The 16,860-nt window shown below is 44.4% G+C and carries 9 protein-coding genes and 1 pseudogene; 7 read left to right on the forward strand and 3 right to left on the reverse strand.

The genetic code is table 11. The features are described 5' to 3' along the window. Both F6K38_RS44235 and F6K38_RS17050 read right to left on the reverse strand, forming a co-directional pair. Nucleotides 1–95: pseudogene (locus F6K38_RS44235) on the reverse strand (RNA-guided endonuclease InsQ/TnpB family protein); the annotation flags it as partial. A 156-nt stretch (nt 96–251) separates the two neighbouring features. Next, nucleotides 252–626 (reverse strand): hypothetical protein, encoded by a 375-nt coding sequence (locus F6K38_RS17050; protein WP_009149334.1) that lies wholly within the window; start codon nt 624–626, stop codon nt 252–254. A gap of 357 nt (nt 627–983) precedes the next feature. Between F6K38_RS17050 and F6K38_RS17055 the strand changes: the two genes are divergently transcribed. Further along, nucleotides 984–3,491: a UvrD-helicase domain-containing protein gene (locus tag F6K38_RS17055; RefSeq protein ID WP_009149336.1), complete on the forward strand. Its 2,508-nt coding sequence runs from the start codon at nt 984–986 to the stop codon at nt 3,489–3,491. 409 nt (nt 3,492–3,900) lie between these two features. Continuing rightward, nucleotides 3,901–4,605 carry a choice-of-anchor E domain-containing protein gene (locus tag F6K38_RS17060; RefSeq protein ID WP_287357001.1) on the forward strand — a complete coding sequence of 235 codons (705 nt, stop codon included), beginning with the start codon at nt 3,901–3,903 and terminating at the stop codon, nt 4,603–4,605. Nucleotides 4,606–5,213: 608 nt separating this feature from the next. On the opposite strand, the gene F6K38_RS17065 is transcribed toward F6K38_RS17060, so the two are convergent. After that, complete coding sequence (locus F6K38_RS17065) at nt 5,214–6,671, reverse strand: dolichyl-phosphate-mannose--protein mannosyltransferase (protein WP_044494450.1); 1,458 nt, start codon at nt 6,669–6,671, stop codon at nt 5,214–5,216. A 1,251-nt stretch (nt 6,672–7,922) separates the two neighbouring features. Here F6K38_RS17065 and F6K38_RS17070 point away from each other — a divergent pair. From F6K38_RS17070 to F6K38_RS17090, 5 genes are all read left to right on the forward strand, one after another. Continuing rightward, nucleotides 7,923–8,462: a hypothetical protein gene (locus tag F6K38_RS17070; RefSeq protein ID WP_009149351.1), complete on the forward strand. Its 540-nt coding sequence runs from the start codon at nt 7,923–7,925 to the stop codon at nt 8,460–8,462. A gap of 191 nt (nt 8,463–8,653) precedes the next feature. Then, nucleotides 8,654–9,529: a PEP-CTERM sorting domain-containing protein gene (locus F6K38_RS17075; RefSeq protein WP_009149354.1), complete on the forward strand. Its 876-nt coding sequence runs from the start codon at nt 8,654–8,656 to the stop codon at nt 9,527–9,529. A 1,069-nt stretch (nt 9,530–10,598) separates the two neighbouring features. Continuing rightward, complete coding sequence (locus F6K38_RS17080; protein ID WP_009149356.1) at nt 10,599–11,330, forward strand: peptidylprolyl isomerase; 732 nt, start codon at nt 10,599–10,601, stop codon at nt 11,328–11,330. 451 nt (nt 11,331–11,781) lie between these two features. Beyond that, nucleotides 11,782–14,760, forward strand: a complete 2,979-nt coding sequence (locus F6K38_RS17085) for a peptidase domain-containing ABC transporter (RefSeq protein ID WP_287254326.1) — start codon at nt 11,782–11,784, stop codon at nt 14,758–14,760. Nucleotides 14,761–15,186: 426 nt separating this feature from the next. Further along, the gene (locus tag F6K38_RS17090; RefSeq protein ID WP_287357003.1) at nt 15,187–16,809 is read left to right on the forward strand and encodes a beta-barrel domain-containing protein; all 1,623 of its coding nucleotides are present in this window, start codon (nt 15,187–15,189) and stop codon (nt 16,807–16,809) included. Nucleotides 16,810–16,860: the final 51 nt, after the last annotated feature.

The following is a 16,860-nucleotide window of genomic DNA, read 5'->3' on the forward strand; positions in this document are numbered from 1 at the left end:
TGATTAATAGTGCAGCCTTACAACAAAACCTGTCACCTTTAATGCATAGCCTACCAACTTGCTTTGGCTGCACTATTCTTGCGGTAACTTCTGACCCGGTTTAAAAACACGGGGCTTTCAGCTTTGGGTGTTCCGTAATACTTGGCTTGTGCAACAGCCTTTGTGACACTTTCACTACAAAATGCTGAAATCGCCTGTACCCCATCCATTGGGCACAGGCGACAGGGGTCAGAAAAAAATCCTAAGAGCGATTAGAAACCGACAGCCATCCAACCTATGGTTTCTTTTGTATGTCCTCCATCTGACAGAGCCTGCCTTGGACCACCCCGAACTAATTCGTTCATTTTGAACTTAAAGCCCTTCGTGGTTACATCTGCGATCCTGACACCAGGGGTATCTGCTCCATTAAAGGTTTGAACCATTGGAATCACGATCACATCTGAGCCTTCCCGAAATGGCTCTGCGAAGAACACTTCTTTAAATGTGCTTGTGTCATTATTTGTTGTTTCCACTGGGCCTGGTGAACACAGCTCAATAATGCCTGCTTGAATCGACGCATGAGCTGGGGTAGCAATGAGTACCAGTGCAGCCATCAAAGACATCAAAAAAATCGCAACTCGCTTCATAATTTCCTCCTTAAAATGTGAAATGAGAAAAGCGAAAGAAGTCTTTTAGAGTTAACCTTGCTAAGAGTATCGTGAGCAGAACTGACACTGCCCATGTAATTTTGGCATGTTTTATTAAAAAAAAAACGCAGAAATTGTTAAGTTATTGTTGCGTAATTACTAATCACTCTAACAATAAATGAATAATCATTAAGCTACTCTAAGATCTCAGTGCCCTGTGAAAATCTGTCCCTACTCCCGAGGTCTAATGGTTGAATGAGCAACCAGGGTAAACCTTAAGGGATAGCGGTTTGCAACCTGGGCTAATTACAATACCAAAAAATAACCAAAAAATAGTCAGTTGCAGCAAATCTCAACATGTCAGAGGATACAGATACCAAGTCAGACTCAGGGCAAACCCCGCTCTCCGCTTGGCGTGCCCAAGAACTACAACGACTCCGCAATAGTTTAAGAAGGGGACAACAACCGATGGCCGACTGGCAAGGGGGAACCTTAGCGGTTTCTGCTGTCCCTGGTGCTGGTAAATCTACTGGCATGGCAAAAGCTGCAGCAATTGCGATCGCAAATTACCAACTCCATAGCAGATATCAATTGCTGGTAGTCACCTTCACTCGCTCTGCCGCTGCCAGTATAAGAGCTAAAATCCGCGATGACCTAAAAACCCTTAAGGTCCCACAAAATAGTTTTGTAGTCTATACCTTACATGGTTTAGCCCTCTACATTGCTAACCGTCATCCAGAATTATCGGGACTTAATCTAGACAGTAGTACTCTAGTAACTCCAAATCAAAGTCATCGCTTAATCCGTGCTTGTGTGGAACAGTGGATTGCTAATTATCCACGCCGGTATCTGACCTTGCTCGAAGGTCGAAGCTTTGATGGAGAAGAAACAGAACGGTTGCGCCGACAATCCGTATTGCGAACGGAAGTTTTACCTAACCTGGCCTACACCGTTATCCATGAAGCCAAAAGTTCTGGGTTATTACCAGCAGATTTGTGGCACCTCAGTGAACAGACAACGGATGAATATGGAATATTAGCGATCGCAGCAGGACTGTATCAACAGTATCAAACCATAGTGCGATCGCGTGAATTCATCGACTACGACGACATGATTCTAGCTGCGCTGAGAGTGCTAGAAAACGATGCCATCCGTCAGCTCTGGCAAAATCAATTTTTTGCCGTCTTTGAAGACGAAGCCCAAGATTCCACACCATTACAATACCAACTCTTGCAAACCCTGGCCACATTACCAGCTAGTGCCGAACCAAACCTTGGCCTATTGGCCACGCTACCGGAACAACCTTTAACTTTCCAACCTTCAACCTTCCAACCTTCAACCTCTCAACCTTCAACCTTCCAACCTTCAACCTCCCAACCTTCAACCTCCCAACCTTCAACCTCCCAACACCATACCCTAAATCTGATCCGAGTTGGAGACCCCAATCAAGCCATTAACTCTACCTTTACCCCAGCTGACCCAATTTATTTCAATTGGTTTTGCCAAGACTGTCAGGGAATAGGACGTTTAGCCACAATGGATCAAGCGGGTCGCAGTAGCCAGGTTATCATCAATGCTGCCAACTTTATCGTGAATTGGGTCAATAGCACCTATGGCAGCAAAAACTCTACCGAAACAGTACCACAGCCAGACTCTATCCCCCAAACCCAACCGTCTCCCGAGCTACCCTTTCGTCCTCAAACCATTCGTCGAGTAGATGCCAATGACCCTCAACCGGATGCCAACCCAAATCCAGAAGGGAGAGGTTTAGAACTCTACACTCCTAAGGACATTTACCACACAGTCGAGCTGATTGGAAAGCGAGTAGTGGAGCTATTTGCCAAAAACCAAAACCATAACGCTGCTGTGTTAGTGCGGGAGAATCGACAAGGGAGCTTTGTGGTGGAACAACTGGAGTATCTTAAACGCCAGCATGAGATTGAGGTGTATGATGTCCAAAAACGCGATCGCGAATCCCACGTTCCCAGTCAAATCCTAACACTGCTGCAATTTCTCGACCGTCCCCATTCTCCGGATTACCTAAAAGCTGCCCTAGATGTCTTGGTAAAACGTCAGTTAATTCCCACCCAAGACCTCAATGCTCTATCCACCTATCCCGAACAATTCCTCTATCCTGGTCCATTGGACCCACCCCAGACAAAAGCAGTTATCAAAGCTCGCCGCTACTGCTGTGATTTACTGCGTGCTCGTTTAGAACTCCCCAATTATCACCTAATTTCCTTCCTGGCTCAGACCTTAAACTATGACCAATCCGAGCTAGCCACAGCAGATAAATTAGCCGAACGGATAGCAAAACAGACCTTTGGCAACAGTTCTATCAGTGAAACTCTAGCAGTACTTCAGGAAATCGTTAGCTCAGAACGTTTTGAACCTGTAGACCCAGACAATACAGACTCCCCTTATCTGCGTTCCCATCAACTGACTGTGATCACCATGCACAAAGCCAAAGGATTAGACTGGGACTATGTTTTCTTGCCCTTTCTCCATGAAGACACCCTTCCAGGTAATCCGTGGGTACCTACTGCCGCTCAGTTTTTGGGAGAATTTACCCTAGCAGAAGTAGCCAGAGCTCAAATTCGTGCCTATCTTCACGGTAAACCCTTACCCATGGCACCCGAGGCTTGGGAACAAGCCGCACAGCTTAAGACTGCTGAAGAATTCCGCTTGCTCTATGTAGCCATGACCCGAGCTAAACGGTTGCTGTGGATGGCCGCCGCCGATTTGGGACCATTTCGGTGGAATACCTTTAGTGGTAAAGGAGATAACTTGCAGCAGAAGAAACCCTGTCCAGTATTGCCAGCATTGAATGCTCAGTTTCCAAATTCTTTAATGGTTAATGATTAATGGTTAATGGTTAATGGTTAATGGTTAATGATTAATGGTTAATGATTAATTTAACACTGACAATTTTTAAGTTTAAATTTACCGATTAACAAAAATACAGGTACTATTTTGTAAGTGATTAATGGGACTTTATCTATAGCAATGGCTGCTCAATTATTGACAAATTAAAGGGACTAATAATTGCTCAAAGATTTATGTGACAAGCTAAATTATTACCTGTTCCCTGTTCCCTGTTCCCTGTTCCCTGTTCCCTTTTCCCTGAGCACAGCGCTATAACACAAATAATAAAAAAATAAATCAGAAAATATTCGGATAAAAAATATTTGACAAGGCCATAAATACCAAAAAATAAAATTGCCATTCACCAAAAAAATAATTAATTTGTAAATGAAGATTGAATTTCATATCAATGAAAACCAAATATCTGATTTGCTTAGCTACTGTTTCTGTCTTAACCAGTATTGTGGCAACTACTACTGCAGCTAGGAGTGCCACGATCGTTCAATCCGCTTCAGTGCCACTGATGCCGACAAATATCAATGACGAGCCTCTCACACCTGTTATCAACCCCTTCGACACCAGTCTCGGTACCCTTGATGCCGTAACCATAGAATTTAACGGGCTAATGTCAGGAGACGCACGGAGCGAAAGCCTAGACGCAAAGCCAGCAACTCTGACTTGGAATCTGGAAGGCTTATTCACATTGGTCGGAGCAAATAATACAACCCTGTTCACACAGACAGCAACAGTAAGAGATTCAGCCGTTGTCGCTGCCTATGATGGCACATTAGATTTCCAGGGCGAGTCTGCAGTTTCATTCATCGGACTAACAGCTAATGTATCTGGTGAGAAGACATTCACAAATGGTTCCGTATTTAATGCATTCCTGGGCACTCAACCCGTAGACTTTTTCTTCTCTGCGGAAACCATATCGATTGTTAACGGAACCGCTAATATACTCAATGCGATCGCAACAAAAGCCCAAGGGGATGTTCAGGTTACTTACGACTACACACCATCAGAGCCAGAGTCAGTACCAGAACCCACGACTCCCCTTGGCTTAGGTTTAGTCGCAGGACTAAAACTGTTGTGGCAACGAAAGGAATATCGTTAATTGGTAAGCATTCAGCGGTCAGCGGTCAGCGGTCAGCTTATTTCATTCAAAAGCACCGATTGCGCTACTTGAGGTGCTGCACGAACAGTAGCGTGCCCATAGCCGATAAGCACCTCAAGTAACGTGGCCACAAGTCAATGGCTGATATAGCAGAAGTCAGAAGTCAGAAAAACTCTTGCGCTTACTTAGGTTTGAGACTAATGTCGATGTCCTAACTGCCCTGGCGACTGCTATAGCTGATAGCTGATAGCTGAATGCTTACGTTAATTGTTGATTGTTGATTGTTGATTGTTGATTCTTAAGAGCAAATTTTCAATTGCTTTAAGTGATATCTTTGAAAGCCACTTATTCTAAGGCTGTTTCGGTATCCTTAGGGGTGACCAAAAATACATCGATATAACTTTTCTACCCGGTATCATTCTTGAATACTTGATGATTTTGGATTTCAAATCTTTTCCTGAGCTCATTCTGTAATTGCTCAGCGCTATCTGGATTTATGTTATTATTATGTACCAGCAACAGCCGGGAAAATAAATGGTGACAAACTGCCCATTATTGATTATATAAAACATCAATAGGTGCTGAACTTTGATAGTAAGAACTTGTCGCTAAATCCAGGAACGGAACCACATCCGCAGGTGATACCCTGACCCAGACAAGGGTAGACCTAAGTAAATTGGTAACCAGAATATAAAAGCTAGTACAACTACCAAGATTACGGTGACACCAGCACTACGATACTGGTTTTGCTCACTGTGTAGCCAGCGGTCAACTAGCCAAGCTAGTGCTAATCCTGAAAACACTGAAGCTCCCATATAATGATAAAGAAACGTGCAGCGAGTCACTTTCGTCCAGGGCAATAGGTTAGCGGCGTAGTTTACGATCAAATAGAGGGTAATCCAGGTATAGGAGGTTGGTATGGATTTCCAGCCCACCCCTTCGATGATGCGTTGGGTTAACAGCAGCAACAGCAACAAAATTGCTGTAGTCGAGAGCCACCATAGGAAAGGATTGCCCATGGCATGGACATCATAGATTAAATTGCTCCCACCAGCCGATAAGGGGGAGTCAGTGGAAACAGCCTCAGGGGTGTGACTAGCAGTCTGATAAAAGTAAGCAACCGGACGCCACATTAACAGCCAACTATACCACCGGGAACAGTAAGGATGGACGTCAGTGCCACTGCCGACATTTTGATGGAAGGTTAAAATTTTGACTTGAGACTCCCAGAATCCAGGGGTAGGATTCATCAGTAAGTGAGGAATCCACAGGAGGCTGTAGGTGAGAGCTGGTAAAATTACCAAGTTCAGCACCATGTGCCCGACATTGAGTTCTGTCAGGTGTTGTAATGGATGGCTTAAGGATGGTATGGGACGAGTACGGGTTGTCTCCCCAAAATAGGTTCTAAATAATTGCCATACCCAAGCGACAGCCCATACTATATAAATGCCTAACAAAAACCACAAGCCATTCCACTTAATCGCTGCGGAAGCACCAAAAAACACACCAGATAGGATTAGCATCAGCCAGGGTTTGGCACCATGACGATTCAGAGCCAGGAGGAAAAACAACTGACCCAGTAATCCCAAGATCACTAAATATATATTGTTGAGGGCATAGCGGGATTCTACCAGGAATAAACCATCAGTAGCTGCGAACAGAGCAGCAATCAAAGCATAGCTGCGACGTCGATTGAGTTGATAAGCCAAAGCCGCCACTACCATCGGAATCAAAGAACCCGTCAGGGCATTCAGCCATCGGTAACTCCAGGTAGACCGTAACGAACCAGTCAGCTCGTTAACCGTATCCTGTCCAAAGGGGAGGTGAGAGCCAATCCAGATGCCAATGGCAATGATGTACTGACTTAGGGGAGGATGGGGATTGAAAAAGGAAGTACCGGTTAAGTAGTTATTGGCAAATATAGCGTAGTAAACTTCATCGAATACCAGGCGATTAAATCGACCCAGTCCCCAAAATCGCAGGGCGAGTGACAGTAAAACAATGGCAGTTATGCCAATGCTAAACCAGGGGATAGACGAATCAGACGGCTTTTTTGGCAAAATCATCACCATCGAGGCTTGGGTTATCGGTCAATGGCACACTAGACTTCGCGGCAGTTGTCGGGAACAGGGAACAGCGGATCTGGGAACAGTGGACAAGAATTGACGCAAACACTAATTAGAAAAATACTTTTGCAAGAGGTCTACTCAATCTGGAGTAGAGGAGACCTTGATCAGAAATTCTTTTCTGGGGGAAGAGCGGGAAGAGAGATAAGAGTGGAAAGACAACACTGCCCTTTTATCCCCCTTGTCTGCCTTCCCTAATTCCGAAAGTATAACAGGACTTACGCACAGACTCCATGGGTATGGTGGTCAAGGTTTGGCAAACCCTACAGGTAGCGTTAAATTGAGGTATTTGCGTAAGTCCTATATAAAATATGCCAATTAAATGCACACTAGCTTAATAACCTGTAAGCTGATCACCTACAACCTGTAACTTATATAGCACTACCCATTAAGATGTTTGACATTGTCTTGATGCAAAGCGCGAGTGGGGGAAACCACGGCAGTCGCTCATGGGGGGGACCCCCAAGACCGCGCTGCCTCCCCAAGACCGTAATGGTGCGCTTGACCTTGGCGAATTAAATTCGCCACGGGTCGCACCTCTGCATCGCTTCTAAACTCCGAAACCTAGTCAATGCTTACTTTTGACTTCTGACTTCTCACTTGAGACTTGCACGTAGCGCTATACCTCCTCAGCATGTGTAGCTCGGATAAATGAAATTGGTACACCTTATCCCTCTTATACCTTTTGTAGTTTTTAGGATTTTAAACCCTTTAAAGGTTTTGCACGCTTATCCTCCCTTCGTTTCTCCCTCGTGCCTATACAATTGTGATATAACCAAAAAAATTATCAGACAAGTATTCCGGATTTTCCTCTAACTGGATTGAAAAATTAATAATAGGCATCACCACTTGACCTTTCATTATTATTATCAAATTGCTTCACAATTTTCACACAAAGTCTCACTAAACTTAAACTATTGATAAAGATTATGAATGAAAAATATTTTTAGTATTAAACCAGAGTTAACATTCCAAAAAAATCGTTATAATTTAGCAGGTTTTTATGGACAAATAGAAAAATATATTTTTCTCCTTTAGGAGAGTAATTCCTGGGTGTGCTGCCACTCTAAACCCTCAGTAGCAGTAAAGATATTTTTATCGTTAATAGAGAAAAATATGCCTCTGCTAATGACTTAAAATTCAAGGATTCAAACAATCAAAACCCACAGAGTTAGCACATACTAAACACTTATGAGTACCAGAGATACTAATCAAATAAATGGCAGAAACAGTAATCAAATAAATGACACAGAGATTAATCAAATAAATGGCACAGAGCACGATGACGACCTCCGAGGTAGCGATGAACAAGTTGTACGAGATGAGATCTACGGCCAAGGGGGTGCTGACAGTCTATTCGGAGGTCCCGGAGGTGACTATATCAACCCTGGTATTGATAATTCTGCTGATGTGATCTGGTATAAGACGTTTTCCGAGAGGACGGACCTGATCGAAAACTTCGATCCCAACGATGAAGATATTGTGGTTCTAACCTCTGGTTTCTTTTGGGATCTTGTTGAAGAATACGGTTTGAATTCAGATGCCAATGTTGACGATTGGTTGAAAATTGAGTTGGAAATTGATCAGTTTGGTTCACATGCTCTTATTAAAGTAGATCGAGATGGTCTTCAAGGCAACACCCCCTTCAGAACATTAGCTACCCTGAAAAATGTTGATCCAAACGATCTAACTATAGATATTCAAGAAGATGGCGATTTTATCATCGGATGATTAACCACAGGTGATTTAGGATTGTCAAGATCAGCTTCGAGGTTACGTGTGGAACCAATCAGCAATCCGGTCAGTCTTCAACCCAAGACTGTCAGATGGGTTTCCAGCGTCTACTCGGACAAAATATCCACTTTGGAACTGGGAAGCATCTACCCATGACTAATCTCTAGTTCTCAACAAAGATAATAAATATGTTTCAGCTTAAAAACCACAAGTGCTTCTCTTTGAGAACAGGTATTGTCAGCCTGATCGGTGTGGCCAGTTTATTGGATACTAATCCTGCCTCAGCTGCCATCATCACTAATGGTAGTTTTGAAAACGATTTTACGGGCTGGGAAACATTGGGTAGTGCTTCTGTGCGCACCGCAGGTTTTGGTAGTAAACCTACTGACGGCAGTTTCTATGCCCAGCTAGATACATTCCTTCCCCAGGAAAAAGAGAACTTCCTGGAGCTAGCCAATTTTCTAGAGCTGAACATTACAGCGCTGGATAATCTGGGCGCGGGAAAGGGGGAGGTGTTTGAAGGATCAGCAATCAGAACTACCTTTACAGCCGTTGCAGGAGATGTGCTTAATTTCGATTACAACTTCCTCACAGATGATTACGGTTCCGAATATTTTAATGACTTCGCTTTTGTGGGAATTTCCGGTCAGGTGAGTGGTTTGGCTGATACGTTCTCAGTATTAGCTGATTCCATGACACCTTTTGTGAATGAAACTGGTTTTAGCACCTACTCTCAGACAATTGCTGCTTCTGGAACCTACACCTTCACCATAGGTGTGACAGATGTTGGGGATGGTGCTTTTGATTCAGGACTACTAATCGATAATGTCAATGTAGTCAGACTGGAACCAACTGATCCCCCCTCCGTTCCAACACCAACTGATCCCCCCTCCGTTCCAACACCAACTGATCCCCCCTCCGTTCCAACACCAACTGATCCCACCTCCGTTCCAGAACCAACCTCTATATTGGCGTTAATAGCCATCGGGGCTTTAGGGGTGAGAAGTCAGTGGAACAAAGACAAAAAAAAGTGTGAGGGAACTACTAAAACACTGCACAGCTAATTGGGAGACCCGCGAAAAATGGACTAAAGACTCTGACCAATGAACTAGAGCGATAAGGAGCGAGTGTTGGTTCCCAGTAATTCTAATCATGACAGAACGCCATGGGCGATTTCTATTCTGCAATAGTTACGCTTCACGCCTATCCCAACGGCAGGAAAATCTCTTAGCTTAGACTAATTACCTTAGACTAACAAAGTTACAAACAAAGTTACACATGCTCTAAAATCCGAATTATGTTATTATGAAATGATACCGATTATGCATATCAGTGAACAACGTAAAATCAATCTCCGCAACAAGTAATAGCTCGTTGCTCTAGGGCTTGTGCTCCTCGTGTTGTTATTTCAGGTCCAATGAGCAGAACTTTATCGCAAACCCAAATCTTTTGAAAACTTAATATATAGTCAACCCAAGTGGCGAGTACTCAGCTATAGCGCTACGCTTAGCGTCAGAAGTTAGAAGTCAGCAAGGTTCGAAGTAGGCGATTACTTACGTTTCGGAGTTTAGGAATGTCAAACATCATATGTAGTGCTATATCAGCGGTCAGCCCAGTTGCTTAGAACTGACCCTCAACCAATAACCAAACGCTCCGTGGGCAATGCACAATCAACGGCCTTACTGAACTAAGCAATGATATCAAGTAGTGTGGTATCAGTAGTCAGTTACCCAGTACCCATTACCAATTAGCTATTATAGCGCTACGCGCAAGTCTCAAGTGAGAAGTCAGAAGTCAAAAGTAAGCATTGACTAGGTTTCGGAGTTTAGAAGCGATGCAGAGGTGCGACCCGTGGCGAATTTAATTCGCCAAGGTCAAGCGCACCATTACGGTCTTGGGGAGGCAGCGCGGTCTTGGGGGTCCCCCCCATGAGCGACTGCCGTGGTTTCCCCCACTCGCGCTTTGCATCAAGACAATGTCAAACATCTTAATGGGTAGTGCTATACCAATACCCTATTTTCGTGAATGTGGAAAAACTGTACTGTTGAAGCTTGAAAATTAGGAATTATAATATACGGTGGGTAATATCTCCATCCTATCCACCTAGCGCTACCACAAAGCCAAACATTTCTTATGGGGACAACTACAGTTTTACGAATAGGCGATCGCGTCATTAGTGCAGAAGAAATTGTTCCCCTGCTAGCTGGTTACCAATTGCTGCCACCGTTAATCCGTGAGATTATCATTGACGAGGCAGTGGCTACCGCAAGCTGCACACCAGAGGAGAAGGCTCAAGCCTATCAGCAGTTCTTGGAAAAAAATCAGCTCATTGACGAGACGGCTAAACAGGCTTGGCTAAAGCAGCGTGGTATGAATCCAGCTCAATTAGAAGCCCTAGCGGTACGAAGTATTCTGATTGAGAAATACAAACAACAAACCTGGAGTCACAAACTGGAATCTTATTTTCTGGAGAGGAAGGGACAATTAGACCGGGTGATTTATTCCCTGATTCGGACTAAAGACCCAGGGGTAGCCCAAGAAATCTATTTCCGAATTCAAGAAGGAGAAGAGTCTTTTGCTGACCTAGCCAGGGAATATTCCCAAGGACCAGAAGCTCAGACTGGCGGATTAATCGGTCCGGTTGAACTGAGCGTACCTCACCCCGCCTTAGCCCAAATGCTTCGCCTGAGCCAACCCGGACAACTGTTCCCACCGACACGCTTGGGAGAATGGCTGTTAATCGTGCGTTTGGAGAAGTTTATGCCAGCCCAGTTAGATGATTCGATGCGCCAGCGACTACTGAATGAATGTTTCAGCACCTGGCTAAGTGAGCAACTGAATCAGCAATTAGCGGCGCTAGATTAACGACTTGACTTTCTAATGAAACTAAACTCAAGAAACTAAATAGATGGCTAAAATTCCGGATTTGGGGGAAAATAGGCGGGATTTGGCTAATAGTTTGGGCTAACCGCGCCAGATGGGGAAGATTCCGAAAAACCCCTCTAGCTTGGGGATATGGTAATCCTGAAGCTGTGCCGTGGCTAAATGATCAGTAGTCTATGGTGTACGGTAAAATTTTTGTTCTTTAAGGCTAGTCTCAATAGACTTTGCCTGATTCCATCATAGCATAGCCAACTAGTTACATTTCTTGATGGAAGCGCTAAGCAATTCCTAGGGTGCGTTACAGAGTCTTTACATAAAAGACAGACCTACTATGCTTAGCATATCCTAATAAATACCCCATTAGAAGCTGTTATCAAATTTAATTAAGCTAACTAATCTCAAATTTAAGCTAAGTAATCTCCTAAGAGGCTCAATGACCTATACAACAACAATTCAAGAGTTTCTAGCTGGTATTTCTCCGTTCAATAAATTGTCAAGGACAGCACTGCAAAAACTGTCCACGAGTTGCCAACTGTTGCGCTACCGCATGGGTCAGACAATTGTGGTCAGGGATAAAATGCCAGGCCAAATCTCGATTTTATTCCAAGGAAAAGCCCGTCTCATCGGCTATGACCAACGCCGTCAAACCCCCACAACCCTCAAATTACTACAACCAGGAGCGATTATTGGCTGGGTCAGTTTGGTCAGGGGCATACCCTGTGAAACTGCGATCGCATCGGTGGAAGCGGTTTGTGTCACCATCAATGCGGCTGACTTCTTAGGGCTGCTAGATACAGAAAAATCTTTCTCAGATGCCTTCAAAGCCCGTTGTGGTCTAGTGGAAATCTTTGATCTTTTGGGAACAGAGTTGGGGCGTCGGGCTGAGGCAGAGACTGACCTCAAAGCACTTGCCCTGTTAGCCTGGTCAGACGCTTTAGTTTATAACCTGCCTCGGGGCAAGCAAATGTCAAGCCAACTCGACCCCAATCGAGTATGGTTTGTGAGTGGGGGAGCAGCCGCCAATTTACCAGTAGGGTCTTGTCTGAGTTCAGAAGCATTGTCTAGCTTACAGGTCAATGGTCATGGTGCAACGCGCTTGGTGGGAATTCCAGAAGCTATTTTCTCTGAGCAAACCGCCAATGACTCGGAAACCCTGGCTGAGCCTACCGATACAATTCCCAGTATACCTCAAGACGATATTCCCCAGGCTCCAGACCGACCGGATCAAGCTCCCGAGACGATTTACACTGGCCAGACTACTCCTACAAAATTCCCCTTTATACGGGGTAAAGGAGCAGTGCAGGAATCCTTGGCTTGTTTCCAAATGCTGAGTAAGTACTTTAAAATTCCTTTCCGGCGAGATAGTATACGGAAGGTGCTAAAAAACCAGCATGCTCGCACCGGTCAAATCTCCCTTCAGCACTGTGGTGCAGTGGCAGAACTGATGGGATTAACTGCCCAACTCGCAACAGTACCAGCTAACGCTATCAAACGTTTACCTACCCCAGCCATGCTGTTGTGGCACGATAGCTTAGCTATTCTCTATGAAGCCAGTGAACGGCAAATAGTGCTGGCGGTGCCACAGCTGGGAATTCAACGGCTTAAACCCAAAGATTTTGAAGAAAACTGGGGAGAAGGCGGGCAGGTACTTCTGTTAAAACCTACCAAAGACACCCCTACCCAGCGGTTTGGTCTGAGTTGGTTTTGGCCTTCTATCGTTCGTTACCGCAAGGTATTGACGGAAGTTTTAATTGCTTCTTTCTTTGTCCAACTGTTGGGTCTAGCCTATCCCTTGATTATCCGGGTACTCATTGACAAAGTGATATCCCAAAACAGTACCGATACCTTGCAAGTACTGGGAATTTTACTGTTGGTGGTGTCGGTTTTTGAGGGGGTTTTAATCACCCTGCGTACCTACCTGTTTGTAGATACGACCAACCGTATCGATATGGCTCTCGGTTCCGAGATTATCGACCACCTGTTGCGCTTACCGTTAAATTATTTCGAGAAACGACCCGTTGGGGAGTTGTCCACTCGGATCAATGAGCTAGAAAATATCCGCCAGTTTTTGACCGGGACAGCCCTAACCGTGGTGTTAGATTCAGTCTTTTCTGTAATCTACATCGTGGTCATGTTCCTCTTTAGTTGGGTGCTGACCCTGGTGACTTTGTCAGTAATCCCTTTGTTCATGCTCCTGACCCTGATCGTTTCCCCAATTGTCCGGCAACAGCTACGCAATAAAGCGGAACGGAATGCTCAAACCCAATCCTATCTAGTGGAGGTATTATCTGGCATTTCCACCGTTAAAGCCCAGAATATTGAATTGCGATCGCGTTGGAAATGGCAAGAGAAATATGCGCGCTATGTTAGTGAAGGCTTCAAGAATGTGCTAACCTCTACCGCTGCTAGTTCTATGAGCACCTTCTTGAACAAACTCTCGGGTTTACTTGTGCTTTGGGTAGGGGTCTATCTAGTACTAGATGGACAATTAAGCCTAGGGGGGTTGATTGCCTTTCGGATTATTGGGGGCTACGTTACCAGTCCCTTGCTGCGTTTAGCCCAACTTTGGCAAAACTTCCAGTCTACAGCCCTATCTCTCGAACGCCTCAGTGACATTGTCGATACACCCAAAGAAGTGGCTGAAGCAGACCAGGGTAATATCCCCTTGCCCTCTGTCAGGGGAGACATTCGCTATGAAAATCTCTCCTTCCGCTTTGCCAAGAGTGGACCAATGCAACTGAATAACATTAACGTCGAGATTCCAGCTGGTTCATTTGTAGGGATTGTGGGGCAAAGTGGTTCCGGTAAGAGTACCATGACCAAACTTTTGGCTAGACTCTATGGTCCAGAGTCCGGTCGCATCATTGTCGATGGTTACGATATCTCGAAAGTCGAACTCTATTCCCTGCGGCGTCAGATTGGGATTGTGCCTCAGGAAACCCTCTTGTTTGAGGGAACCGTTCAAGAGAATATTGCTCTGACCAATCCTGATGCAGACAGTGAGGAAATTATTCAGGCAGCAAAGATAGCAGTGGCCCACGATTTTATCATGGAATTGCCTTTGGGTTACAATAGCAGCGTTGGCGAAAGGGGTTCAGGTCTTTCCGGGGGACAACGACAGCGTATTGCGATCGCCAGAACGATTTTGCAATCACCCCAGTTAATGATATTAGATGAAGCCACCAGCGCCCTCGATTATGACACGGAGCGGCAAGTGTGTTTAAATCTAGCCGAAGCTTTTGACAAACGCACGGTATTGTTCATTACCCACCGCCTAGGAACCATTCGCAACGCTGATATCATTTTGATGATGGATCGGGGTTCAATAGTAGAGCAAGGTACTCATGATGAACTGATGGCTCAGAAAGGTCGTTACTATTGCCTCTACATGCAACAAGATGCTCAAATGTAGCTATGAAGGGTGAAGGGTGAAGGATTAACCATGAAGGGTTAAGCATTAAGGATTAAGGGTGAAGGATTAAGTGTGTATGGTCTCGGTATTTGCTATTTGGTTTAACCCTTGGTATCGGATAGACTAGGCTCAAGGATAAAAAAATACTAGTGGTCGGGTAGTTGGTTTTACAGAGGCTATCAAGTGAGAGCGAGAAGTTTTGGCTAACTCCCCCTAAAGTAAGTGATAAAAATGATCAATGAGTCAGTTTTTTATTAGTTACTAAATTTAATTATTCAACCAGATAATTATCTTAACATTCCGAGAAAATCCTTCATTCTTTATTATTTATCCTTCATTCTTTATTATTTATCCTTCATTCTTTATTATTTATCCTTCATTATTCATCCTTTCCGAAGTATTAACGAATAGCAGGAGCTAATAACTATGAGCCCATATAATGGCAATGGTAATGGCAATGGTAATGGCAATGGTTCCAAACCAAATCCAAAAATAAACTTAGGTTCTGTGGGTACTATTAGCAAAATGGCAGTTCCTCAAGACACCAGGGACAGACGTCGTGCTTCTAATAGTCACCTCGAATTCGACCAGCCGGTTATTCTAGAACAATCGCCCCATTGGTCTCATGCCATTCTCTGGGCACTGTTGAGTCTAACAACTTTTGGTATGGTGTGGGCTTACTTTGCCAAAATTGACTATGCCGTTCCCGCCCGGGGCAAGCTAGAGCCACAAGGTGCGGTTAAAGAAGTCCAAGCTCCTGTGGGTGGAGTGGTGACAAAAATTCATATTAAGGAAGGAGAGCCGGTTAAAGAAGGGCAATTGCTCCTTTCGTTTGAGCCTAAGGCTACTCAGGCTCAACTCACGTCTCTCAATAAACGCCGTGCTACCTTAATCAGAGAAAACCAGTTTTATCAGGCTGCAATTAGTAATCCTAATTATCCACCTGTACCACCACCAGGTTTGGACATACAACTGTCCTCACAATTGCCTTCTCTGATCGCTAGTCGAAACACGGTACTAGCAGAAATTCGACTTTATCGCGCTCAACTGAGTGGAGGTTCTAAGAGCGCTAATCTTAGCCCTGAACAACGAATTCGTTTACAATATGGGACTTCTGCACTTGACGCTCGGATTGCTGAACTTGAGAGTAGAATTGGCTCCCTACAGGAACAGCTGAAACAGAATCAGATTCAACTTGCCAATGGCCGAGACATCCTAACAGTTGAGGAGGGTATTCTGACAGACCTCAGACCCCTGTATGAACAAGGGGGCTTTTCTAAGATTCAGTTCTTGAGGCAGCAAAATGAGGTCAAAAATCGCCAAACTGAGATAAACTCCAGGATTGAAGAAGAAAAACGCTTGCAAAAAGAAATTGCTGGGGTCAGAGCGAATCTACTCAGTACCATTGCGTCTTCTCAACGAGAACTGGCTGATTTGATGGCCCAGAATAAAGAAAGAATTGATAGCATAAACACCCAAATAGCTAGCATTATCAGTCAATTAAACCAACGCATTGTTGATAACAATAAGCAGATGGCAGAAATTGATAGCCAGTTGCAGCAGGCTCAACTAACCCTAAGCTATCAAGAACTACGAGCTCCTGTTGATGGAACAGTCTTTGATTTGCAACCCTCAACTCCTGGTTTTGTTGCCAATACCACTCAGCCAGTGCTCAAAATTGTTCCCGGTAGCTCTCTGATTGCTAAGGTATATCTTACCAACCGAGACATCGGGTTTGTGGATGAAGGTATGGAAACAGAAGTCAGAGTTGACTCTTTTCCCTTTAGTGAGTTTGGTGATGTAAAAGGTGAGGTACTATCTATTGGTTCTGATGCCCTACCACCGGATCCTGCGGAACTGCGTCAAGACTATACTTTCCCTGCCAAAATTAAATTGGATAAACAGTTCATTCAAGCTTATGGCAAAGAAGTGCAATTGCAATCGGGTATGTCTATCAGTGCCAATATCCGGGTGCGTAAACGAACAGTGATGAGTATTTTCACCGAGATGTTTTTGGATAAGACTGAAAGCTTGACCAAAATGCGTTAGCTATCAGCTATCAGCTATCAGCTATCAGCTATCAGCTATCAGCTATCAGCT

The sequence above is a fragment of the Moorena sp. SIO3B2 genome (assembly GCF_010692525.1).
GTDB classification, from domain to species: Bacteria; Cyanobacteriota; Cyanobacteriia; order Cyanobacteriales; family Coleofasciculaceae; genus Moorena; species Moorena producens.